Below are 23,028 nucleotides of genomic sequence, written 5' to 3' on the forward strand. Positions count from 1 at the left end.
ACATGATGGGCCGCACGATCTTCATCGACCCGGGCCGCTGCATCGGCTGCCAGGCCTGCGTCTCCGCCTGCCGCGAGTGCGACTCGCACCGGGGCAAGTCGATGATCCACCTCGACTACCCCGACGAGGGCCACTCCGTCGCCTCCCTCCCCACCGTCTGCATGCACTGCGAGGACCCCGTCGCCCCCTGCGCCGAGGTCTGCCCCGCCGACGCGATCCTCGTCACCGCCGACGGCGTCGTGCAGCAGGCCGACACCACCCGCTGCATCGGCTGCGCCAACTGCGTCAACGCCTGCCCGTTCGGCGTCCCCAAGATCGACCTCCAGGCGAAGCTCCAGATGAAGTGCAACCTCTGCTACGACCGCACCGCCTACGGCCTCGCCCCGATGTGCGCCACCGTCTGCCCCACCGGCGCCCTCTTCTACGGAACGCTCGAAGAGCTCCAGGCCGAACGCCCCGGCGTCCAGGTCGCCGACTCCTTCACCTTCGGCTCCACGACCGTCTCCACCGGCGTGGCGATGGTCGTCCCCGCCGACAAGGTCCAGTGGCCGGTCCCCGGCGGCCTTCCCGTCGTCGAGATCAATGGAAAGGATGTCCGTTGAGCGTCACCGATCCCCAGCCGCCGACACCGGACTCCCGCTCCGACGCGGCCCAGGAAGCGCTCCACGACCGAATCGCCGCCGACTCGCTCACCACCCGCCGCGACTATCTGCGGATCGTCGCCACCGTCTCCGGCGGCCTCGCCGTCGGCGGTGTCGCCGTCGCCTCCGGCATCCTGCACCGGCACGGGGACAGCGACGGGCCACCCGAGGTGAAGAAGATCGCGGACGTGATCCTGCCCGGCGAGTCCCTCGCCTTCCGCTACCCGGGCTCCGAGGACCGCGCGGTCGCCGTCCGCCTGGAGGACGGCACCCTCGCCGGCTACTCCGCCGTCTGCACCCACCTCGCCTGCGCCGTGCTCTGGCGCAAGGAACGCGGCAGCGAGGGCGAGCTGTACTGCCCCTGCCACGAAGGCATCTTCGACGCCCGCACGGGAGAGGTCACGGCCGGCCCGCCGCCCCGGGGACTGCCGAAGGTGCTGCTCGTGGAGGAGGCCGACGGCAGCGTCTGGGCGATCGGCACGGCCCGCTCGGGCGAGAGCGCCCGCGAGGGCCTCTGCCGCCAGCTCGGCGACGACCGTCCCGACCTCGCCGACCGTCTGGGCTGCCCCGGCGCGTCCGCGCGGGGCGCGGCGCCGGAGAGGAGTGAGCGCACATGACCGAGGACGCCTTCCCCCGCGACCCGGAGGCCCCCCGACCTCCGGCGTACACCCCGGGCAGCGCGCAGCCCCGGCTGAACCGGCCCGTGCACGAGCGGTATCCGCAGATCCGCCCCACCAGCGGATACGGCGACCCGCGGACCACCCACACCGGGCCGGGGCCGGGGGCCGGTACGGAGCAGGAGCCGGAGCGCTCCTCGAAGCTGACGGCCCGCCTCACGCTGGCGCTCACGGTGGTCATCGGCCAGCTCTGGGGGCTGACGATCGTCGTCGACGAGTGGATGGCCGGCGACACCGGCACCGCCTGGTGGGGCGCGGGCTTCCTCTGTCTGTCGTTCCTCGTGGTGCTCGGCCTCTGGCTGCTCGACCCGAGGGACCGCTGAGGGGCGTCAGAGATACCGGAGATACGCAGATCAGAGAGGTTCGGGGCGGGGTGACGGGCGTACCCTTGAGGTATGAGCACCGCCCCCGCCCACGGACCGCGAGACGCGAAGCGGCCCGGCGTACGTCCCAGCCCCGAGAACAGTCCGAAGCCGGCACTCGTCTTCGACGATCCGCTGGACCAGCAGTCCGCGGACGACACGGACCGTGGATGGGGCGAGCGGCCTCCGGCCGGCGGCGACAGCGCCGCCGACCTCGCGCGCTTCCTCGACGAGAAGCCGCCGCACCACCTCTGACACCGGCACGAGGTGCCGGTCAGGGGGTGGGGTGCGTCCCCGAACCGCCGCCGGACCCCGTACCCGCGCCCGTCCCCGTTCCCGTTCCCGTGGAGGGGCCGCGCTGGGAGACCAGGTGGTCGCGGATCTCCTTGAGGACCTCCAGCTCGCTGATCTCCATGGTCTCCGCGACGCCCTCCTTGGCCTTGTCGTGCGCCGCGCGCTTCGCGAGGATCTTCGCCATCGGCAGGACCATCAGGAAGTAGACGACGGCCGCGGTGATCAGGAAGCTGAGGACCGCGCTGAGGACCAGGCCCCACTGGAGCTGGATGCCCTGCACCTCGCCGTCGACGACCACGCACGAGTCCTTGATGCAGGACGAGTAGCTCTCCAGGTTCTTCGTGCCGAATGCGCCGACGACCGGGTTGATGAGGCCCTTGACCACCGAGTTCACGATGTTGGTGAACGCGGCACCGATGACGACGGCCACGGCCAGGTCGATCACGTTGCCACGCATCAGGAAGGCTTTGAAGCCCGCCAGCAAACTTTCCTTGTTCTCGGCCACCAAGGTGCCTTTCGTCGCTTGTGCTGCTGTGTGCGGTGCCATTAGGCCGCGAACGGAACAGAGCCGTCCAGTCCGTACACACGGACCGGTGACTTGACTGGGTGTCAGTGCGAATCAGCACAGGATCACCGCCAGTTGGGACGTGACACCGGCTCCTGCCAGCGCGGCGGCCGTCGACCGCGGCACGGACAGGACGACGAGCGCCCCTCCGTCCGAACGAGTCTCACCCGGGTGCGGAACTTCGGCCACTCGGGCGCCCGTAGCGACGACCCGGGCCTCATCCTCCCCGCCGAGCGGCGAGTGGGGCGCGGCGATCACGTCGACCCGGTCACCGGGGCGCAGCAGTCGTACGGTCGCGGCGTCGGCGATCCGTACCGGAGCGGACACCAGACGGACGGCGACGGACGGCCGTGCGCGGGCCGCGGTGGGGGCGATCCGGTCGCCCGGTGGGGGCGCCGCCGCGGCGCCCGGCGGCGGGCCGCCGCCCGCGACGGCGAGGGCCGCCGCCACGAGGGTCAGGAGCACGGCGGGGGCCCAGCGCCCCCGGCGCAGCGCCCGGCGGAGCCGGAGCCTGGCGCCCCGTACCCGCAGGGGCTCGAAGGGCGGCACCACGCACGGTGCCGGAACAGGGGAGGGGAAGGGGTGGGTCATCGTGGGTGCCGCCGTCCTGGTCGGGAATGGGATCGGCTCCCACTCTCCGGCCCGCGCCGATTCCCCGCTCCGGCCTGGGGATCACCCGCCGCCTGTGGACAACTCCCTCACCCTCCCGGGGGGTTCACGGCAGCTCGATCCCCAGGTCCCAGCCGTCGTGCGCGTGGGTGCACAGGCAGTCCCGGTCCAAGGCCGCGGGCAGCGCGCCCACCGCGTCGAACAGCACCTCCCGCAGCCGTCCCACGTTCTCGCCGAACACCCGCAGCACCTCGGTGTGGGAGACGCCCTCGCCGGTCTCGGCGCCCGCGTCCAGGTCGGTGACGAGCGCCAGAGAGGTGTAGCAGAGGCCCAGCTCACGGGCGAGGACGGCCTCGGGGTGGCCGGTCATGCCGACGACCGACCAGCCGGCCGCCGCGTGCCACCGGGACTCGGCCCGGGTGGAGAAGCGGGGCCCCTCGATCACGACCATCGTGCCGCCGTCGACGGGGTCCCAGCCCCGCCCCCGGGCGGCCTTGACGGCGACCCGCCGCCCGTCCGGGCAGTACGGGTCGGCGAAGGTCACATGGACGACGCGCGGCACGGCCCCGTCGGCCCGCCGCTCCCCGTCGAAGTAGGTCTGCGCGCGGGCCTTCGTACGGTCGACGAGCTGGTCCGGGACGACGAGGGTGCCCGGCCCGTACTCCTCGCGCAGTCCGCCGACCGCGCAGGGCCCGAGGATCTGCCGGACGCCCACGGAGCGCAGGGCCCAGAGGTTGGCGCGGTAGTTGATGCGGTGCGGCGGGACGCTGTGGCTCCGGCCGTGGCGGGGGAGGAAGGCGACCTGCCGGCCGGCGATCTCGCCGAGGAAGAGGGAGTCGCTGGGACTGCCGTACGGGGTGTCGACGGACACCTCCGTGACGTCCTCCAGGAAGGAGTAGAAGCCGGAGCCGCCGATCACGCCGATGTCCGCGTACGCGCCTTGGTTCGCCATGGCGATCACCCTATGCGGGGCGCGGAGGAACGCCGAGGGCCCCGTCGCGAACGACGGGGCCCTCGGTGAGGAACGTACGGACCGCGTCCTGGGATCAGGCGCGTGCGGGGGTCAGGCGGCCGAGCTTCCGGTGCTCGACGAGGACGTCGAGGAGGCGGAGGCGGACGACGAAGAGGTCGACGCGGCCGGCTTCGCGTCCGACGTCGAGGACGACGTGGACGAGGACGACGACGGGGTCGAGGACTTCGAAGCGGCCGGCGAGCTGCTGGACGACGAGCCGCGGCTGTCGTTCCGGTAGAAGCCGGATCCCTTGAAGACGATGCCGACGGCCGAGAACACCTTCTTCAGGCGGCCCTTGCACTGGGGGCACTCGGTCAGCGCGTCATCGGTGAACTTCTGCACCGCCTCGAGGCCTTCGCCGCACTCGGTGCACTGGTACTGGTAGGTCGGCACTTGTCTTCCTCCTGGCACTCACACTCATCGAGTGCTAACGACAATCCATACTGACGTATTCCGCGGGTTCAGTCCACCGCCACCGGCACGCGGTGACCGATACCACGCGCCGCGACGCGGCTCGTCTCGCGCGGCGTGAGGCGCGACCGCAGGGCGAGGAGCGTGGCCAGGGCGAGCGCCGTGCCCACCATCGGCACCAGGAATCCGGTGCTCGCGCCGTGGGCGTCGGCGAGGCGGCCGGCGACCGTGACGGCCGCGGCCTGGCCGAGCGCGACGGCGCCGGTGAGCCAGGTGAAGGCCTCGGTACGGGCGGACGCCGGGATCAGGGTCTCGACGATGGTGTAGCCGGTGATCAGGGCCGGGGCGATGCACAGACCCACGACCAGGCCGAGGGCGCCGAGGAGCAGCACCGAGTGCGTGGTCCACAGCAGCGACGCGGCGACCGTGAGGCCGGCGTAGCCGAGGATCAGACGGCGGCGGGGGCCGACCTTCCAGGCGACGGCGCCCATGGCGATGCCCGCGAGCATGTTGCCGGCGGCGAAGATCCCGTACAGCAGACCGTTGGCGCCGGGGTTGCCGATCTCCTCGGTGAAGGCGGTGAGGGAGACCTGCATGCCGCCGAAGACGGAGCCGATGCCGAGGAAGGCGACGACGAGGACACGGACGCCGGGAATGGAGAGCGCCGAGCGGTGCGGCTCCGAGGAGCCGGCCGCGGAGATGCCGAACGCGGGCTGGGTGGCTCGCTGCGCGGCGAAGAAGAGCCCGCCGAAGAGGGTGAGCGCGGCCTCGGCGATCAGACCGGCGGCCGGGTGGACGCCGGTGCACAGGGCGGTCGCGAGGACGGGGCCGACGACGAAGGTGAACTCGTCGGTGACGGACTCGAAGGCCGCGGCGGTCGGCATCAGCGGGGTGCCGTCCAGCTTGGCGGCCCAGCGCGCCCGGACCATCGGCCCGACCTGGGGCACGGAGGCACCGGCGGGCACGGCGGCCAGGAACAGGGCCCACAGCGGGGCGCCGCCCAGGGCGAGCACCACGAGCAGCGAGACGGACGCGGTGTGGACGAGGACGCCGGGGATCAGGACGGCGCGCTGGCCGAAGCGGTCGGCGAGCTTGCCGCTCTGCGGTGCGAACAGCGCCATCGAGACGCCGGTGACGGCGGCGACCGCGCCGGCGCTGCCGAAGGAGCCGGTGGTGTGCTGGACGAGCAGGACGATGCCGATGGTCAGCATCGCGAAGGGCTGCCGGGCGGCGAAGCCGGGGAGCAGGAAGGACAGCGCACCGGGTGTGCGCAGAAGCTGCCCGTAGCCGGGCCGCTTGTCCGAGATGACCGTGGACGCCACGGTCCTGGCCTTTCTGCCGCCTGGTAGCGCGCCCCGGCACGGTGGTGCGGGTGTCGCCGAGAGCTGTCCTCATGCGCGTCACTGCGGTAGATACCGGGCCGGCCCCACTGCGGAGGGGCGCCACGGCCGCCATACGGTCGCGCCAGCTCTGCGTCAGGCAGAGTTGGTTCGATCAGGTGTGCCTTCATGGTACAGGGAGGAGCGTCTTCCCGCCTGGGAAAACGCTCCTGCCCTTGAATTAATGCCTCGGATTAACCGGATGTTCGTTTCCGGCCATGGCTTTTCTGGTCATGGCGGTGGAAGCGCGTCTCGGTGGCGTGCGGCTCGCTGACCGCCGTGGCGCCCCCCGTGCCCAGCCAGCCGGCGAGCTTGCCGCCCTGGCCGACCGCGCGGAGCCGCCGTTCGGTGGCGTCCCGTACCGGGTCGGTCGCGACGACGAGGAGTTCGTCGCCGCGCCGCAGGACGGTCGCGGGCCCCGGGACGAAGCTCGTCTCCTCCCGTACGACGAGGGTGACGGCCGCTCCGGCGGGCAGTCGCAGCTCGGCGACCTCGACCCCGTGCATCCGGGAGTGCTCCGGGACGGCGACGGAGAGGAGATGGCCGCGCAGCCGCTCCAGGGGCGCGGACTCGACGCCGAGGTCGGCCGCCTCCCCGGAGTCGCCGAGCTTGAGGGCCTTCGCCAGCCAGGGCAGGGTCGGCCCCTGGACGAGGGTGTAGACGACGACGAGCACGAAGACGATGTTGAAGATCCGCTCGCTGCCCTCGATGTCCGACACCATCGGGATGGTGGCCAGGATGATGGGGACGGCTCCGCGCAGGCCGGCCCAGGACATCAGTGCCTGTTCCTGCCAGGGGATGCGGAAGGGCAGCAGGCTGACCAGGACTTCCATGGGCCGGGCGACCACGGTCAGGACCAGGCCGATGATGACGGCGGGCCAGAAGTCGTGGACGAGCTCGTGCGGGGTGACGAGCAGGCCGAGCAGGACGAACATGCCGATCTGGGCGATCCAGCCGAGTCCCTCGGCGAAGCCCCGGTTCGCGGGCGCGTGCGGCAGCTTGGCGTTGCCGAGGACCATCGAGGCCAGGTAGACGGCGAGGAAGCCGGAGCCGTGGGCCATGGCGCCGGCGGCGTACGCGACGACGGCGATGGCCATGACGGCGATCGGGTAGAGGCCGGAGGCGGGCAGGGCGACGTGCCGCAGCCCGTACGCGCCGAGGAAGCCGACGGTGAGGCCGACGGCGACGCCGATGGCGAGTTCGAGGGCGATCGTGCCGACGAGGACGTACCAGTGGTCGACCGGTCCCGTCGTGGAGAAGGCGACGACGAGGATGACGACGGGGGCGTCGTTGAAGCCGGACTCGGCCTCCAGGACACCGGTGACCCGGGACGGCAGGGGGACCTTGCGCAGCACGGAGAAGACCGCGGCGGCGTCGGTCGAGGAGACGACGGCGCCGATGATCAGGGCCTGTCGCCAGTCGAGGCCCACGAGGTAGTGGGCGGCGGCGGCCGTGATGCCCACACTCACCGCGACACCGACGGTGGAGAGGACGACCGCGGCGGGCAGCGCCGGCTTGATCTCCTTCCACTTCGTGCCGAGGCCGCCCTCGGCGAGGATCACGACGAGGGCGGCGTAGCCGATGACCTGCGTCAGTTCCGCGTTGTCGAAGGCGACGTTGCCGATGCCGTCCTGGCCGATGGCGATGCCGATGCCGAGGTAGAGCAGCAGGCTGGGGAGCCCGCTCCGCGACGAGATCCGTACGGCCGCGACCGCGATCAGCAGCACGAGGGAGCTGATGAGCAGGAGTTCGTTGAGCTCGTGGACAGTCAGTGGCCGTTCCTTCCCCTCACATGCGGCTGGACCGTTCTTCCAGCGGCCGTCGCGTGCGGCTGGATCGTTCCTCCAGCGGCAGACACTTCGTTACCTTACCTAATCTTTAACGCTTTCTTGACGCCGTCTTTGCACCGCCTCGCTCGCCAGTACGGTTCTCTTCCGGACACCGCGTCCGGGCCCTCCAGGCGCTGCGCCTAAGGTTGCTCCCGTACTCCAGGACCACCCTGCCCCTCGAAGGACAGCGATGCCCTCCAACACGACCGCGCCTCCCGCCAAGAAGAAAGGGCGGCGCGCCCGCCTGATCCTCCTCGTCCTGGTCCTCGCTCTGGTCGCGGGTGTCGGATACGGCGGGTTCTGGGGTGTGAGCACCGTCCGGGCCTCGTTCCCGCAGACCACGGGCGAGATCCGGCTCGACGGTCTGTCCGGCGAGGTCGAGGTGAAGCGCGACGCGAACGGCGTCCCGCAGATCTACGCCGACAACGAGACGGACCTCTTCCGCGCCCAGGGCTACGTCCAGGCGCAGGACCGCTTCTACGAGATGGACGTCCGGCGGCACGTGACCGCGGGCCGGCTCTCCGAGATGTTCGGCGAGAGCCAGATCGAGACGGACTCCTTCCTGCGCACGCTCGGCTGGCGCCGGGTCGCGCAGCAGGAGTACGACAAGGTCCTCTCCCCGGAGACGAAGAAGTACCTCAAGGCGTACGCGGAGGGCGTCAACGCCTATCTGAAGGACCGGGACCCCGCCGACGTCTCCGTCGAGTACGCGGCCCTGGCCCTCACCAACGACTACGCGATCGAGCCGTGGACGCCGGTCGACTCGGTGGCCTGGCTCAAGGCGATGGCCTGGGACCTGCGCGGCAACATGCAGGACGAGATCGACCGCTCGCTGATGACGAGCCGGATGAGCGCGAGCCAGATCAAGCAGCTGTACCCGGACTACCCGTACGCGCTGCACCAGCCGATCGTCGACCGGGGCGCGGTGGACGAGTCCACCGGGAAGTTCGACCCGAAGGGCGAGGCGGGCGGCGGCGACGACGACCTGACCACCGGCGAGACCCCGGGCGGTGTCCCCGGCAGCGGCTCCGGCTCCTCCTCCGGCTCCTCCTCCGGCGGCTCCGGTGCGCAGTCCCAGCTCGGCGCGCTCTCCGAGGTCCTGGACGGCGTGCCCGCCCTCCTCGGCCCCAACGGCAACGGCATCGGCTCGAATTCCTGGGTCGTCTCCGGGCGGTACACGACCTCCGGCAAGCCGCTGCTCGCCAACGACCCGCACCTCGCGCCCCAGCTGCCGTCCCTCTGGTACCAGATGGGCCTGCACTGCCGCTCGGTCTCGGCGACCTGCCGTTACGACGTCTCCGGCTACACCTTCTCCGGCATGCCCGGTGTGATCATCGGACACAACGACAAGATCGCCTGGGGCCTCACCAACCTGGGCGCCGACGTCACCGACCTCTACTTGGAGAAGATCGGCCCCGACGGCTACCTCGTCGACGGCAAGGTCAAGCCCTTCACGGTCCGCGACGAGGTCATCAAGGTCGCCGGCGGCGAGGACCGGACGATCACCGTCCGCTCCACCGAGCGCGGCCCACTGGTCTCCGACCGCTCTTCCGACCTGGAGAAGGTCGGCCAGAAGGCCCCCGTCGGCAACGCCGCCCCCGACCGCGGCACCGGCTACGGCGTCTCCCTCCAGTGGACCGCCCTCCAGCCGGGCAGGTCGATGGACGCGATCTTCGCCCTGGACCGCGCCAAGGACTTCGGCCAGTTCCGGGACGCCGCCAAGAACTTCGAGGTCCCGTCCCAGAACCTGATCTACGCCGACACCGAGGGCAACATCGGCTACCAGTCCCCGGGCAAGATCCCGCAGCGCGGCAAGGGCGACGGCACCCTGCCCGCGCCCGGCTGGGACTCCTCGTACCGGTGGAAGGGCTACATCCCCTTCGCCAAGCTGCCGTACGAGTACAACCCGAAGCGCGGCTACATCGTCACCGCCAACCAGGCCGTGATCGACGCCAAGAACTACCCCGACCTGCTCACCAAGGACTGGGGCTACGGCTCGCGCAGCCAGCGGATCAACGACCTCATCGAGTCGAAGACCAAGGACGGCGGAAAGATCTCGCCGGACGACATGCGGACCATGCAGACGGACAACCGCAGCGAGATCGCGACCCTCCTGAACCCGCTCCTGCTGAAGATCGACATCTCGGACCCGTACGTCCGCGAGGCACAGAAGCTGCTGGAGGGCTGGGACTACACCCAGGAGCCCGACTCGGCCGCCGCCGCCTACTTCAACGCGGTCTGGCGCAACGTCCTCAAGCTGTCCTTCGGCGACAAGCTGCCCAAGGAGCTCCGCGCCGAGGGCGACTGCATCAACGTGCGCCCGGCCGACGCCACCGGCCCGGTCGACGAGCAGAACAAGCTCGTCCGGGAATGCGGCCAGCGCGACCCGGACTCCGCGCAGCCGGACGGCGGCGACCGCTGGTACGAGGTGGTCCGCCCGCTCCTCAAGCAGGAGAAGAGCGAGTGGTGGGTCACCCCGGGCAACCGCACCGACCCGGCCACCGAGACCCGTGACCAGCTGCTCGCCCGCGCCATGAAGGACGCGCGCTGGGAGCTGACCGCCAAGCTCGGCAAGGACGTCTCCACCTGGAGCTGGGGCCGGCTGCACCAGCTGACCCTGAAGAACCAGACCCTCGGCACCGCCGGCCCCGGCGTCGTGCAGCAGCTCCTCAACCGCGGCCCCTGGAACCTGGGCGGCGGCGAGGCGGCCGTCGACGCCACCGGCTGGAACGCGGCCGGCGGCTACGAGGTCATCTGGGTGCCGTCGATGCGGATGGTCGTCAACGTCGGCGACTGGGACAAGTCCCGGTGGATCAACCTCACCGGCGCCTCCGGTCACGCCTTCAACTCCCACTACACCGACCAGACGGACGCGTGGGCGAAGGGCGACCTGTACGACTGGGCCTACGGCAAGGCGGCCGTCGACGCGGCGACGAAGGACACGCTGAAGCTGAAGCCCTGATCAGGGCCGGAAGCGGGTGACTCCCTCCGGGGTCACCACCGCGTGCACGGGGTGGTCGTGCGGTTCCTCCGGGACCCGCGCGACCACCTCGTCCGCGTAGAGGAGCACCACGAGCGCCGGATCGGCACCCGCGCGCGTGAGCCGGGCGAGCACCCGGTCGTACGAGCCGCCGCCCCGGCCGAGCCGCATCCCGCGCCCGTCGACCGCGAGGCCCGGCAGCAGGACGGCGTCGGCGGCGCACACGGCCTCGGGGCCGAGCCGGGGCCCGACCGGTTCGAGCAGGCCGCGGCCGGCCTTCGCGAGCCCCTCCGGACCCTCGTACGCCGCCCAGTCCAGGTCGTTGTCGGGGAGCAGCACGGGGAGCAGAACCCGCACCCCGCGCGCGTGGAGCGCGTCGAGCAACGCGCGCGTGCCCGGCTCGCGGCCCACGGACACATAGGCGGCGACCGTGGACGCCTCCGCGAGTTCGGCGAGTTCCAGTCCCCGGCGGGCGAGGGATTCGGCCGTGCGGGCCAGGGAATCGGTGCTCAGTGCGGCGCGGGCGGCCAGAAGTCGGCTGCGCAGCACGGTCTTTTCGGACATCTCAGGTGTCATATCGGCCCCATGCGAATTCGCCAAACTCACGAAACTGTCTTTATGTGAAGGAAGTTAACCGAAGCCACATCTTCCTCTCATTCCGAACGGCTAAGGTGCACCGCATGAATCACTTGCTCCCCAGGCTCGGCCGGATCAGCAAGGCTGTCATCCCGGCCGCCGGCCTCGGCACCCGCTTCCTCCCGGCGACCAAGGCGACGCCGAAGGAGATGCTGCCGGTCGTCGACAAGCCGGCCATCCAGTACGTCGTCGAGGAGGCCGTCGCGGCCGGCCTCTCCGACGTCCTGATGATCACCGGCCGGAACAAGCGTCCCCTGGAGGACCACTTCGACCGGAACTACGAGCTGGAGGAGGCCCTGGCGCGGAAGGGCGACGCCGAACGCCTCTCCAAGGTCCAGGAGTCCAGTGACCTCGCCACCATGCACTACGTGCGCCAGGGCGCCCCGCGCGGCCTCGGTCACGCCGTGCTCTGCGCCGCCCCGCACGTCGGTGACCAGCCATTCGCGGTGCTCCTCGGCGACGACCTGATCGACCCCCGCGACCCGCTGCTCGCGCGGATGGTGGAGATCCAGGAGCGGGAGGGCGGCAGCGTGATCGCCCTCATGGAGGTCGACCCCTCGCAGATCCATCTGTACGGCTGCGCGGCGGTCGAGGCGACCGTCGACGCGGACGTCGTGAAGGTGACGGACCTGGTCGAGAAGCCGGACGCGGACGAGGCGCCCAGCAATTACGCGATCATCGGCCGTTATGTGCTGGATCCGGCCATCTTCGGCATGCTGAGGGAGACCGAGCCGGGCCGCGGCGGGGAGATCCAGCTGACGGACGCCCTGCAGAAGCTCGCCTCGGACGAGAAGATCGGCGGCCCGGTGCACGGCGTCGTCTTCAAGGGGCGCCGTTATGACACCGGTGACCGCGGTGACTATCTGCGTGCCATTGTCAGACTCGCGTGCGAACGTGAAGATCTGGGACCGGACTTCCGGGCCTGGCTCCGGAGATACGTCAGCGAGGAGATGTAGCACCTTGAGCAGCAGCGCGGCACCGTCGCCGTCCCACGACGACCAGGACCACGGCGGTCAGGACCACGACGGCCAGGACCACGCCGGTCAGGACCACGGCGATCACGGCCGGGGCGCCGAGGAGAAGGCGGCCGACCCCTGCGCGGGGCCCGCGCGCGGGCTGTGGTCGGTGGACGAGCACCTGGCCGACATCCTCGCGACGGTCGGCCCGCTCGAACCCATCGAGCTGCAACTCCTCGACGCGCAGGGCTGCGTCCTCGTCGAGGACGTGACGGTGCCGGTCGCGCTGCCGCCCTTCGACAACAGCTCCATGGACGGGTACGCGGTCCGGGTCGCCGATGTCGCCGGAGCCACCGAGGAGTTCCCCGCCGTCCTGACCGTCGTCGGCGACGTCGCGGCGGGCGCCGGCGGCCTGCCCGAGGTCGGCCCCGGCCAGGCCGCCCGGATCATGACCGGCGCCCCGCTGCCGCCCGGCGCCGAGGCCGTCGTCCCCGTCGAGTGGACCGACGGCGGGACGGGCGGGGGCGCGGCCACCGGCATGACCGCCGCGAGCGCCGCCCCCGAGGGCGCGTCCGGCGAGGTCCGGGTGCACCGCGCCGCGGAGGCCGGAGCCCATGTCCGCGAGCGGGGGAGCGACGTACGGGCCGGGGAGCTGGCCCTGTCGGCCGGCACGGTGCTCGGGCCGCCGCAGATCGGGCTGCTCGCCGCGATCGGCCGCGGCACCGTCCGGGTCCGGCCCCGCCCCCGGGTGGTCGTCATGTCCACCGGCAGCGAGCTGGTCCAGCCCGGCGAGCCGCTGGGCGAGGGGCAGATCCACGACTCCAACAGCTTCGCGCTCGCCGCGGCCGCGCGGGACGCGGGCGCGCTCGCGTACCGGGTGGGGGCCGTCGCCGACGACGCCGAGTCGCTGCGCGCCACCATCGAGGACCAGCTCATCCGGGCCGATCTGATCGTGACCACGGGCGGGGTGAGCGTCGGCGCGTACGACGTGGTCAAGGAGGCGCTGACCGCCGACGGGCAGGTCGACTTCCGCAAGCTGGCCATGCAGCCGGGCAAGCCGCAGGGCTTCGGCGCGATCGGTGCCGAGCAGATCCCGCTGCTCGCCCTGCCGGGCAACCCGGTCTCCTCGTACGTCTCCTTCGAGCTGTTCGTCCGGCCCGCGATCCGGGCCCTGATGGGCGTCGAGGACCTGCACCGGCCCCGGGTGCGGGCCGAGCTGGCCGCCGACAAGGCGCTGTCCTCGCCCGCGGGGCGGAGGCAGTTCCTCCGGGGGACGTACGACCCGGAGGCGGGCACCGTCACTCCGGTGGGCGGTGCGGGCTCCCATCTGATCGCGGCCCTCGCGCACGCGGACTGCCTGCTCGTGGTCCCGGAGGAGACGGAGAGCGTGGAGCCGGGTGCCGAGCTGGAAGTGGTCCTCCTCGGCTGAGGGGGCGAGGGTGGGGGTACGGTGTCGTCCCACACAGCGACCGGGAGTGTCACGGCGATGAGCACGCAGCAAGGTCTCACCCACATCGACGAGGCGGGCGCGGCCCGTATGGTCGACGTCTCGGCGAAGGACGTCACGTCCCGCACGGCGCGCGCCAGCGGGCGGGTCCTCGTCTCGCCGCGCGTGATCGAGCTGCTGCGCGGTGAGGGCGTCCCGAAGGGCGACGCGCTCGCCACGGCCCGGATCGCGGGGATCATGGGCGCCAAGAAGACCCCGGACCTCATCCCGCTCTGCCATCCGCTGGCCGTGTCGGGCGTGACCCTGGACCTGGCGGTCACCGACGACGCGGTCGAGATCCTGGCGACGGTGAGGACCACGGACCGGACGGGCGTCGAGATGGAGGCCCTGACGGCGGTCTCGGTGGCGGCCCTGACGGTGGTCGACATGGTGAAGGCGGTCGACAAGGGCGCGGTCATCTCCGACGTACGGGTGGAGGAGAAGACGGGCGGAAAGTCGGGTCACTGGACGCGGAGCGAGTCGTGACGCGCGGGGGCCGGGTGTCGGGCGTGCACGACCACGAGGAGCACGCGGGACCCGCGGCGCACGGGGCCGGGGCTTCGCCGGCGACGGACGCGGTGGTCCACTCCGCCCTGGTCGTCACGGCCTCGAACCGGGCGGCCGCCGGGGTCTACGAGGACAAGGGCGGTCCGCTGATCGCCGAGGCCCTCACCCGGATGGGCTTCATCGTGGAGGGCCCGCGGGTCGTCCCGGACGGGGAGCCGGTCGAGGCGGCGCTGCGGGCCGGGATCGCCGAGGGGTACGACGTGATCGTGACCACCGGCGGTACGGGCATCTCGCCCACCGACGAGACGCCGGAGGTGACCCGCCGGGTCCTGGAGCGGGAGATCCCGGGCATCCCGGAGGCGATCCGGGCGTACGGCCGGGAGAAGGTGCCGACGGCGGCGCTCTCGCGGGGCCTCGCGGGGGTCGCGGGCGGCACGCTGATCGTGAACCTGCCGGGGTCCTCCGGCGGGGTACGGGACGGGCTGACCGTCCTGGAGCCGATCCTGCGGCACGCCGTCGACCAGATCCGCGGCGGCGACCACCCGAGACCGTCGTGATCCCGACCTGGCCGGTCGTCCTCGTGGACGGAGAGGTGATGCTCCGTCCGATAAAGATGCGTGACCACGCGGCCTGGCGCGAGGTGAACCGGCGCAACCGGGAGTGGCTGCGGCCGTGGGAGGCGACGGTTCCGCCGCCGCCCCCGGGCGGGCCGGTGGCGCAGCGGCCGACGTACCGCCAGATGGTCCGCCATCTGCGCTCGGAGGCGAACGCCGGGCGGATGCTGCCGTTCGTGATCGAGTACCGGGGGCGGCTGGTCGGGCAGTTGACCGTCGCGGGCATCACCTGGGGCTCGATGTGCTCCGGGCACGTGGGCTACTGGGTGGACAGCGAGGTGGCCGGGCGCGGTGTCATGCCGACGGCGGTCGCGCTGGCGGTCGACCACTGCTTCCGCTCGGTCGGTCTGCACCGGATGGAGGTGTGCATCCGTCCGGAGAACGGGCCGTCGCGGCGGGTCGTCGAGAAACTGGGGTTCCGCGAGGAGGGGTTGCGCCCCCGCTACCTCCACATCGACGGCGCGTGGCGGGACCATCTGGTCTTCGCGCTGACGGCGGAGGAGGTTCCGGAGGGGCTGCTGCGCCGCTGGCATCAGGCGAGAATGAGATAAGTGTTCGAATTCAATCGGTAGTTGGCAGTCAATCGATCTGAACAATCACAAAAAAGTTCAGTGATATCAGCCAGATCGTGCGACACACCGGGCCAATTGGCCGATGCCGTCGCGCGAACCCCTCTACCGTGTGAGGCGTGAGCAGCAGCGGCCTCATCTACGCAGTCATCGTCGGGGCCTGGGCCGCCTACTTGGTACCGATGTGGCTCCGCAGGCAGGACGAGCTGAACGAAGCCCGTCCGACGGAACGCTTCAGCACCGCCATCCGGCTGCTTTCCGGACGGGCGGGCATGGAGCGCCGATATGCCAAGGAGCTCAAGCAGCGGGACCGTACGGCGGAGGGTCCGACGCCCGACGTGGACCCGGACGCGGAGACCGAGCAGGTGAGCTCGGTCGACGTCCGGGCGTTTTCCGCGCCCGCGGCCAGAACGGAAGCGCGCCTGGAACTCCCCGAACGGGAGCAGGCGCCGCAACCCGCCCCGGCACCGGCGCGCCCCGCCACGGGCGCGGCGGCCGAGCGCGCCCGCCGCGGCAAGGTCCTCGCCCGCCGCCGTCGCACCACGACGCTGCTCTTCGCCGGCTTCACCCTCGGCGCGGTCGTCGCCGCCGTCGGCGGGGTCGCCTTCCTGTGGGTGCCGGCCGTGCCCGCGCTGCTCCTCAGCGCGTACATCGTGCACCTGCGGGTCCAGGAACGACGGCGCTTCGTGTACGTGATGGACCGGCGGCGCGCGGAGGCCGCGGCGGCGCGGCTGCGCGAGAGCCGGCGCCCGGCGCCCACGCCCGAGCTGTCGCCCGAGTCCGCCCCCGGTCCCTCCCCGCAGGAGGCGGACCGGCGCGCCCTGGTCGAGCAGACCGACCACGCGGAGTGGGTCGACCAGCAGCGGGAGCGCGGCCCGGCCCGCGGCGACAGCTGGGACCCGGTCCCGGTCCCGCTTCCCACCTATGTCACCGCCCCGGTCGCCCCGCGCGCCACGAGCGGCATCGACATCACGGACCCGGAGACCTGGAGCGCGGCCCGCTCCTCCACGGCGGCCGATCCGGCCCCCACCCCGTCTCCGGCCCCGCGCCAGCGCAGCACGCCTCCGCGCCGCAACCGCGACCACGGCCGCACCCCGCTCTTCGACCAGTACGCGGACGACGACCGCCCCCGGGCGGCCAACGAATGACCCCCGCCGGGGGCCGCTGACGGCCCCCGGCTGACCTGCGCGGGAACGGATTTTTGTCTGGGCCGGTCGGGATGCTAATGTTTCACACGTCGCAAGGGCCTGTGGCGCAGTCTGGTAGCGCACCTCGTTCGCATCGAGGGGGTCTGGGGTTCAAATCCCCACAGGTCCACAGACACCGAGAATCCCGTCCGATCGAAAGATCGGGCGGGATTTTCGTCATGACGGGGGTCATTCGACGCCCCTCCGGTCGTTCTTCGAGCCGGACGTTCTTATGCCCTCAAGTGTCGTGAAAATTCCCCTTGAGGGTGCGTTCGCAGGAGCTCAAGTTCCGCTCAACTCGGTGGCGACCGTGTGGTCCGGCCGACATTCTGTCGACGTTCGCCGAACATCGACATTGTGAGGTGCCGTGTCCGTCGCCCGACTGCCTGCTGGAAGACCAGCGGTGAAATCACGAAGAAATCGACTCATATCCGTTGCACTGGCGGGTGCTCTCGCCGGTTCCGCTCTCATCGCTCTTCCCGGACTCGCTCCCCCGGCTTCCGCGGTCTATCTGACCCCGGTGCAGACGGGGGAGCAGAGCGAGGAGGACTACGCCCTCGAACAGGCGCGGTCCACGGGCCGGCCGTTCGAGCTGGAGTCGGCCCGCACCGAGACCACCGACACCTGGGCCCAGCCAGACGGGACCTGGACGGTGAACCGCCACGGAACGGCCGTCCGCGTCTTCCGTGACGACGAGTGGGTGCCGACCGACCCGACGCTCGTCCTCGGCGAGGACGGAGCCGTACGGCCGGCCGCGTCGCTGGTCGACGTGACCTTCTCCGGCGGAGGCACCGCCCCGCTCCTCTCCGGAGTGAAGGACGGGCGCAAGCTCACGCTCAACTGGCCGACGGCGCTGCCCGCGCCCACGCTGGCCGGGAACGTGGCCACCTACGCCGAGGTCCTGCCGGGCGTCGACCTCCAGCTGAAGGCCGAGATCGAGGGCTTCTCGCAGCTCCTCGTCGTCAAGAACGCCCAGGCCGCGCAGAACCCCCAGCTGGACAGCCTGAAGTTCAAGTTCAGCACGGTCGGGCTCGACGTCTCCGTCGACGGCGACACGGGCAGCCTCACCGCGGTGGACCCCTCGGGTCACGCGGTGTTCTCCAGCCCGTCGCCGCTGATGTGGGACTCCACGAAGGCCACCAGCGAGACCCAGCCGCCCGCGGGCGCCCGGGCGTTCTCCGCCAACGCCGTGGGAGGGACGGCGGATGGCGGAACGACGGCACCCGCGGACAACTTCGAGCCGCCGCCGGGCGCCACCGACGCGCCGATGGAGACGGCGATCACCGGGGACACCCTGGAGATCAAGCCGGACCAGGAGCTGCTGGCCGCGCCCCAGACGCAGTACCCGGTCTTCATCGACCCGCAGTGGGCCTGGGGCGAGCGGCAGAACTGGACGCGCGTCTACGAGCGTTACCCGAACTACTCGTTCTGGAACTCCACCGACCCCATCCGGGTCGGCTACGAGGCCCAGACGGGTGGCCTGGACCGCGTCTCGCGCTCGTTCCTCCAGATGGACACGAGCGACGTCATGGGCGCCGACGTCAAGAAGGCCACGTTCCGGATCAAGAACATCTGGTCCTGGTCCTGCCAGCACCGTCCCGTGGAGCTCTGGCACACGACGGGCATCACGTCGAAGACGACGTGGAACAAGCAGCCCACCCAGATCACCAAGCTGAACACGGTGAACGACGCCAAGGGCTGGAACTCGGAGATCGAGGGCTGCGAGGCGGGGAACCTCGAGTTCGACCTCACCGCCAAGGTGAAGGCCCGGGCCAAGGAGGGCCCGAAGGGCCAGGGCATGGCCAACATCACCCTGGGTCTCTACGCCTCCGACGAGGGGGACACCTTCGGCTGGAAGAAGTTCGACCCGAAGACGGCCACCCTGGAGATCAAGTACAACACCGCTCCGAAGCGCCCCTCGGGCCTGGGGACGTACCCCAAGACCGACTGCAAGACCGGTGGTGTCATCGGCAACACGCGCGTCAGCCTGTACGCCAAGCACTCCGACAGCGAGGCCGGCAACCTGACGGCGCAGTTCAACCTGTTCAAGGCGGGTGCCGTCACGCCGTTCAGGACGATGGCCCTGCCCGCCCTGAAGGAGAAGGTCACGACCTGGGCCGTCCCGGACGTCGACCTGCCGACGGGTGACTACACCTGGAACGTCGCCACGAAGGACCAGGACAATGCCTGGGGTCCGACATCGGTGACCTGCAAGTTCACCGTCGACCGGACGCGTCCCAGCGCCCCGCCGATCATCAACTCGACGGTCTTCCCGAACGGCGAGAAGGGCTGGCCCCAGGGGACCGGCTCGGCGCGGAAGCCCGGCGCGTTCACCTTCGCCCCGAACGGGGTCGCGGACGTCGTCCAGTACCACTACTGGACGGACACCGACCCGGACGTCACGCCCGTGGGCGTCAACGTGCCGGTGAACATCACCCCGCCCAGCTACGGCCCGCACTTCGTGTACGCGTACAGCGTGGACAAGGCGGGCAACCGCTCGGACACGGCCACGTACATCTTCTACGCGACCCGCTCCGCGACGCGGGACGGGGTGTTCGACCTGAACGGTGACGGCAACCGCGACATCTGGGCCGTCGACGGGAACGGCACGCTCCTGACTTACGCGGGCCAGGGCTCCGGCGAGTTCAGCAACGCCACCAACGGCGGCGGCTCGTTCGCCGACAAGCAGGTCTCCTCCTTCGGCGACTGGGGCCAGGACGGCTACAACGACCTGGTCAGCCTGGAGTACGACGACGTCGACAAGAGGAAGAAGATCTTCGTCTACGACAACGACGGGCAGGGCCGGATCGACCCGGAGCAGCGGACCGAGCTGTCCGTGACCTGCCCGGTCCCGAACGAGCTGGACTGCTTCGGCGAGGCGAGCTGGACCGGTGACGACCACTGGTACAACGCCGACCAGGTCGCCGCCCCCGGCGACCTCAACGGCGACGGCCAGCCCGACCTCCTGGTCAAGCAGGGCAAGCTGCTCTGGGCCTACTACGGCAACCGTGCCACCAACGACCTGGACCTCGGCTTCACCAGGTCGCCGAGCCTGGTCGGCGGCACGGACTGGGACAAGTACACGATCATCACCCCGGGTGATGTCTCCGGCGACAAGCTGCCGGACCTCTGGCTCCGTGACGACGTGACCGGCGACATCCTGTTCGCCTGGTCGCAGAAGGCGTCCGGAGGCGGCCTGAACACCGCCACCCTGGGCATCCCGGCCAACCGGCTCAAGATCGGCGCGGGCGTCACCAAGGCGCTGTACCCGGTCGTGGGCTCCTCCGGTGACCTCACGAACGACCCGGCGGAGGATCGGCGCGCGGAGCTGTGGGCCCGTAAGGCCTCGGACAACACCCTGGTCGGCTGGCGCGGTGTCGCGCCGTCCGCCACCAGCACGATCGAGTTCGGGGCGAGGTTCACCATCGACGGTGTGACGGGCGGGGCCTACATCCCCTCCGGCACCACGATCCCGTCCGGCACCACGTACACCTCCAACGCCGCCAAGCTCACGATGCGGACCGACGGCAACCTCGTCGTCACGTCCAACGCGGGCGCCGTGCTGTGGAGCTCGAACACCGCCGGCAACAACGGGGCCAAGGCCGTCATGCAGTCCGACGGCAAGCTCGTGGTCACCAGCGCGGCCGGCGCCCAGCTGTGGTCCTCCAACGTGGCCGCCGCCAACGGCTACGCACTCCTCCAGGACCGCGGCAGCCTGGTCGTGTACGACGCGGCGGGCCGGTCGAAGTGGTCGACCAACACCGTCGTCCGGCACGACTACGACGGCGACGGCCGCAGCGACATGGCGGCCTGGTACGCGTACTCCGCCGGGACGTCCGCGCTGCACACCTTCCAGTCCAACTCGGACAGCACGTTCCGCGCGCCGGTCAAGTCCTACGAGTCGGCGGTGGGCAGCTGGAACGTCGACCGGATGCAGTTCGTCACCGGTGACTTCAACGGTGACGGCCGCGGGGACCAGGCGTCGCTCTACGACTACGGCGACGGCGTCGTCAAGCTCTTCACCGCGACCGGCAAGGCGGGCGGCGGGTTCAACGCCCCGTTCCCGTCCTGGACCTCGGGCAAGGGCGGCTACTACTCCGCCTCGATGACCCTGCTGGCCGGCGACTTCAACGGTGACGGCCGGGACGACATCGCCGCCTGGTACGGGTACGCGGCGGGCAACGACACCATCTTCACCTTCACCGCGAACCCGCAGGGCGGCTTCAACACGCCGTTCGGCTCCGCGCAGATGACGGCGGGCAAGTGGAACGTGGCGAACAGCAAGTTCGTCACCGGTGACTTCAACGGTGACGGCCGGGACGACATCGCCGCCCTGTACGGGTACCCCGACGGCGCGCTCAAGATGCACACCTTCCCGGCGCAGCCCGGTGGCACCTTCCCGGCGGCCGGCATCCAGTCCTGGTCCGAGAACGGCACCACCTGGGGCAGCTTCAGCCGTACCTTCCCGCACGCGGGTGACTTCAACGGGGACGGTCTCGACGACGTCGCCTTCTGGTACGACTACGCCGACGGCCACGACGCCCTGTTCAAGCTGCCGGCCTCGTCGGCGCGGGACGGCAAGTTCGGCGCCGCGGTCAAGAGCCTCGACGTACCGACCGGCAACTGGTACTACCAGGGCGCCCAGTACGTGCCGGGTGACTACAACGGTGACGGCAAGGACGACATCGGCAGCTTCTACGGCTACTCCACCGGAGCCGTCAAGACGTTCACCCACGTCGCGACGGCCACGGGCTTCGACTACCACAAGGCGGGCTGGGGCACCGAGACCGGCTGGACCTGGTCGCGAGCCACCATCCTCCGTCCCTACAACTAGCGGCACGGCCCCACCCGCCTGAGTGGGGAGCACGACGGCGATGCCCGGGAATCCGTCCCGGGCATCGCCCTTTTTCATTGCCCGAATTCGAGCGGTCCCGAGTGTTCGGATATCGAAATTCACCTTTCTCAGATCTACCTCAAATGGCGGGCGTCGTGTCGTCCGCTGCACATAGCGTTCGGTGACATTTCCGTCCCCATGAGAGGTGGGGTGTGAGAATTCAACGCATACGTGGTTCCGTAACCGTTATGGCGGTCGCGGTCACGATAGGAGTTCTTCCGGCGGCGGGTGTTTCGTCCGCCGTTCCGGAGGCGAGAAATCCGCTTCCGGCGCTGGAGCAGCCGAATCCGGTGCCCGTGGAAAGGGCCGCCTTCGGCGGGGCCAGAAAGCCCGACGCCGCGGCGGCGCACGCGTGGAAGGGGAGGCCACGCGTGCGCTGGCCCGCCGCGGGCTCGGCGGAGGTGACGCTGACCCCACCGCCGGCCGGTGCGCGGGCGGTGGGACCGGGCAGCGGCGCGACCGCGGTCGAGGCGGGGTCCCTCCCCGTCTCCGTCGCGCTGACCGGCGGCGCCGCGGCCTCGGCCCGCGTCAAGGTCCAGGTCGAAGCACGCGAGGCCGCCCGGCGCGTCGGCGTCGAAGGGCTGCTGCTCTCCCTGGACCGTACGGACGCCCCGGCCGAGAAGAAGGCGGGCGCGTCCGCGGGGACCGGGGCCGTGACGGCCGGCCGGGCGGGCAAGGCCGGGACGGGCACGCGCGTCCAGGTGGACTACTCCGCCTTCCGTGACGCCTACGGCGGCGACTGGGCCTCCCGGCTCCGCCTCGTACGGCTCCCGGCCTGCGCGCTGACGACCCCCGACAAGGACGTCTGCCGGGTCCGGACGCCCCTGACGACCACGAACGACACCCGCGCGGGCACCCTGTCCGCGCCGGTCGCCCTGTCCGGCGCGACCGTGCTGGCCGCGACGGCGGGGGCCGAGGGTTCGTCGGGCGACTACAAGGCGACGAGCCTGTCGGCCTCCGGGACCTGGAGCGCCGGCGAGGCGAACGGCTCGTTCGCCTGGTCGTATCCGGTCGAGGTGCCGGCGGTGCCCGGCGGGATCCAGCCGACGATCTCCCTCGACTACTCCTCGCAGGCCGTGGACGGCCGGACCGCGGCCTCCAACAACCAGCCCTCGTGGATCGGTGACGGCTGGAACTGGGAGCCGGGCTTCATCGAGCGCCGCTACAAGGCGTGCAACGACGACCAGACCGACGCGACGAACACCACGCGCGTGGGCGACCTGTGCTGGTTCAACGACAACGCGACGCTGAACCTGGGCGGCAAGAGCACCGAGCTGGTCTTCGAGGACGGCAAGGGCTGGCAGGAGGCCGGCGGCTCCGGCGCCACGGTCGAGAAGCTGACCGGCGCGGCCAACGGCGACGGCGGCTCGGACGGCGTCGACGGCAAGGGTGAGCACTGGAAGGTCACCACGACCGACGG

At 71.1% G+C, this 23,028-nt stretch carries 19 protein-coding genes, 1 tRNA gene and 1 pseudogene; 14 read left to right on the forward strand and 7 right to left on the reverse strand.

Translation table 11 applies throughout. The features are described from left to right. Nucleotides 1–2 precede the first annotated feature (2 nt). From ACIP8Z_RS35850 to ACIP8Z_RS35865, 4 genes are all read left to right on the forward strand, one after another. A complete protein-coding gene (locus ACIP8Z_RS35850) occupies nt 3–602 on the forward strand; it encodes a 4Fe-4S dicluster domain-containing protein (protein ID WP_383855966.1) in 600 nt (199 codons plus the stop codon). Then, a complete protein-coding gene (locus ACIP8Z_RS35855; RefSeq protein WP_402090892.1) occupies nt 599–1,258 on the forward strand; it encodes a Rieske (2Fe-2S) protein in 660 nt (219 codons plus the stop codon). Before ACIP8Z_RS35850 ends, ACIP8Z_RS35855 begins: the two co-directional genes overlap by 4 nt. Beyond that, nucleotides 1,255–1,641 carry a hypothetical protein gene (locus ACIP8Z_RS35860; protein ID WP_402090894.1) on the forward strand — a complete coding sequence of 129 codons (387 nt, stop codon included), beginning with the start codon at nt 1,255–1,257 and terminating at the stop codon, nt 1,639–1,641. Before ACIP8Z_RS35855 ends, ACIP8Z_RS35860 begins: the two co-directional genes overlap by 4 nt. A gap of 72 nt (nt 1,642–1,713) precedes the next feature. After that, nucleotides 1,714–1,935, forward strand: a complete 222-nt coding sequence (locus ACIP8Z_RS35865; protein ID WP_383581436.1) for a hypothetical protein — start codon at nt 1,714–1,716, stop codon at nt 1,933–1,935. Between the two features lie 19 nt (nt 1,936–1,954). On the opposite strand, the gene mscL is transcribed toward ACIP8Z_RS35865, so the two are convergent. From mscL to ACIP8Z_RS35895, 6 genes are all read right to left on the reverse strand, one after another. Beyond that, complete coding sequence (gene mscL / locus ACIP8Z_RS35870; RefSeq protein WP_402090896.1) at nt 1,955–2,479, reverse strand: large conductance mechanosensitive channel protein MscL; 525 nt, start codon at nt 2,477–2,479, stop codon at nt 1,955–1,957. A gap of 114 nt (nt 2,480–2,593) precedes the next feature. Next, complete coding sequence (locus tag ACIP8Z_RS35875; RefSeq protein WP_402090898.1) at nt 2,594–3,130, reverse strand: hypothetical protein; 537 nt, start codon at nt 3,128–3,130, stop codon at nt 2,594–2,596. 124 nt (nt 3,131–3,254) lie between these two features. Further along, nucleotides 3,255–4,100 carry an S-methyl-5'-thioadenosine phosphorylase gene (locus ACIP8Z_RS35880; protein WP_402090900.1) on the reverse strand — a complete coding sequence of 282 codons (846 nt, stop codon included), beginning with the start codon at nt 4,098–4,100 and terminating at the stop codon, nt 3,255–3,257. A gap of 111 nt (nt 4,101–4,211) precedes the next feature. After that, the gene (locus tag ACIP8Z_RS35885; RefSeq protein WP_383260273.1) at nt 4,212–4,553 is read right to left on the reverse strand and encodes an FmdB family zinc ribbon protein; all 342 of its coding nucleotides are present in this window, start codon (nt 4,551–4,553) and stop codon (nt 4,212–4,214) included. Nucleotides 4,554–4,621: 68 nt separating this feature from the next. After that, the gene (locus ACIP8Z_RS35890) at nt 4,622–5,893 is read right to left on the reverse strand and encodes an MFS transporter (RefSeq protein WP_319319312.1); all 1,272 of its coding nucleotides are present in this window, start codon (nt 5,891–5,893) and stop codon (nt 4,622–4,624) included. A 251-nt stretch (nt 5,894–6,144) separates the two neighbouring features. Then, a complete protein-coding gene (locus ACIP8Z_RS35895; protein ID WP_402090921.1) occupies nt 6,145–7,722 on the reverse strand; it encodes a potassium/proton antiporter in 1,578 nt (525 codons plus the stop codon). A 247-nt stretch (nt 7,723–7,969) separates the two neighbouring features. On the opposite strand from ACIP8Z_RS35895, the gene ACIP8Z_RS35900 reads away from it, so the two are divergent. Continuing rightward, nucleotides 7,970–10,741, forward strand: a complete 2,772-nt coding sequence (locus ACIP8Z_RS35900) for a penicillin acylase family protein (RefSeq protein ID WP_402090901.1) — start codon at nt 7,970–7,972, stop codon at nt 10,739–10,741. Here ACIP8Z_RS35900 and ACIP8Z_RS35905 read toward each other — a convergent pair whose 3' ends face one another. Then, nucleotides 10,742–11,335: a 5-formyltetrahydrofolate cyclo-ligase gene (locus ACIP8Z_RS35905; RefSeq protein ID WP_266892875.1), complete on the reverse strand. Its 594-nt coding sequence runs from the start codon at nt 11,333–11,335 to the stop codon at nt 10,742–10,744. It lies immediately after the preceding gene. A gap of 104 nt (nt 11,336–11,439) precedes the next feature. Between ACIP8Z_RS35905 and galU the strand changes: the two genes are divergently transcribed. The 9 genes and pseudogenes from galU to ACIP8Z_RS35950 all read left to right on the forward strand — a co-directional run. Further along, on the forward strand, nt 11,440–12,351 hold the full coding sequence (gene galU / locus ACIP8Z_RS35910; protein ID WP_402090903.1) for a UTP--glucose-1-phosphate uridylyltransferase GalU: 912 nt from the start codon (nt 11,440–11,442) through the stop codon (nt 12,349–12,351). Between the two features lie 160 nt (nt 12,352–12,511). Beyond that, nucleotides 12,512–13,780 (forward strand): gephyrin-like molybdotransferase Glp, encoded by a 1,269-nt coding sequence (gene glp / locus ACIP8Z_RS35915; RefSeq protein WP_402090923.1) that lies wholly within the window; start codon nt 12,512–12,514, stop codon nt 13,778–13,780. A gap of 57 nt (nt 13,781–13,837) precedes the next feature. Then, nucleotides 13,838–14,323, forward strand: a complete 486-nt coding sequence (gene moaC / locus ACIP8Z_RS35920) for a cyclic pyranopterin monophosphate synthase MoaC (RefSeq protein WP_402090905.1) — start codon at nt 13,838–13,840, stop codon at nt 14,321–14,323. Between the two features lie 92 nt (nt 14,324–14,415). After that, complete coding sequence (locus tag ACIP8Z_RS35925) at nt 14,416–14,901, forward strand: molybdenum cofactor biosynthesis protein B (protein ID WP_402090925.1); 486 nt, start codon at nt 14,416–14,418, stop codon at nt 14,899–14,901. A gap of 38 nt (nt 14,902–14,939) precedes the next feature. After that, a complete protein-coding gene (locus tag ACIP8Z_RS35930; RefSeq protein ID WP_383855988.1) occupies nt 14,940–15,509 on the forward strand; it encodes a GNAT family N-acetyltransferase in 570 nt (189 codons plus the stop codon). A 137-nt stretch (nt 15,510–15,646) separates the two neighbouring features. Continuing rightward, nucleotides 15,647–16,675: a gephyrin-like molybdotransferase receptor GlpR gene (glpR, locus tag ACIP8Z_RS35935; RefSeq protein WP_402090907.1), complete on the forward strand. Its 1,029-nt coding sequence runs from the start codon at nt 15,647–15,649 to the stop codon at nt 16,673–16,675. A gap of 95 nt (nt 16,676–16,770) precedes the next feature. After that, a tRNA-Ala gene (locus ACIP8Z_RS35940) sits at nt 16,771–16,844 on the forward strand. A gap of 390 nt (nt 16,845–17,234) precedes the next feature. Next, on the forward strand, nt 17,235–21,548 hold the full coding sequence (locus ACIP8Z_RS35945) for an FG-GAP-like repeat-containing protein (RefSeq protein WP_402090909.1): 4,314 nt from the start codon (nt 17,235–17,237) through the stop codon (nt 21,546–21,548). Nucleotides 21,549–21,979: 431 nt separating this feature from the next. Further along, a pseudogene (locus ACIP8Z_RS35950) lies at nt 21,980–23,028 on the forward strand (hypothetical protein); the annotation flags it as partial.

The organism is Streptomyces sp. NPDC088553 (assembly GCF_044752965.1).
Lineage (GTDB): Bacteria > Actinomycetota > Actinomycetes > Streptomycetales > Streptomycetaceae > Streptomyces.

Excerpts from the sequence above, each read along its gene's own strand:
- ACIP8Z_RS35850 (WP_383855966.1), top strand. The coding sequence starts at position 3 with ATGATGGGCCGCACGATCTTCATCGACCCGGGCCGCTGCATCGGCTGC.
- ACIP8Z_RS35860 (WP_402090894.1), top strand. The coding sequence starts at position 1,255 with ATGACCGAGGACGCCTTCCCCCGCGACCCGGAGGCCCCCCGACCTCCG.
- ACIP8Z_RS35865 (WP_383581436.1), top strand. The coding sequence starts at position 1,714 with ATGAGCACCGCCCCCGCCCACGGACCGCGAGACGCGAAGCGGCCCGGC.
- ACIP8Z_RS35875 (WP_402090898.1), bottom strand. The coding sequence starts at position 3,130 with ATGACCCACCCCTTCCCCTCCCCTGTTCCGGCACCGTGCGTGGTGCCG.
- ACIP8Z_RS35880 (WP_402090900.1), bottom strand. The coding sequence starts at position 4,100 with ATGGCGAACCAAGGCGCGTACGCGGACATCGGCGTGATCGGCGGCTCC.
- ACIP8Z_RS35900 (WP_402090901.1), top strand. The coding sequence starts at position 7,970 with ATGCCCTCCAACACGACCGCGCCTCCCGCCAAGAAGAAAGGGCGGCGC.
- ACIP8Z_RS35905 (WP_266892875.1), bottom strand. The coding sequence starts at position 11,335 with ATGACACCTGAGATGTCCGAAAAGACCGTGCTGCGCAGCCGACTTCTG.
- galU (WP_402090903.1), top strand. The coding sequence starts at position 11,440 with ATGAATCACTTGCTCCCCAGGCTCGGCCGGATCAGCAAGGCTGTCATC.
- moaC (WP_402090905.1), top strand. The coding sequence starts at position 13,838 with ATGAGCACGCAGCAAGGTCTCACCCACATCGACGAGGCGGGCGCGGCC.
- ACIP8Z_RS35930 (WP_383855988.1), top strand. The coding sequence starts at position 14,940 with ATGCTCCGTCCGATAAAGATGCGTGACCACGCGGCCTGGCGCGAGGTG.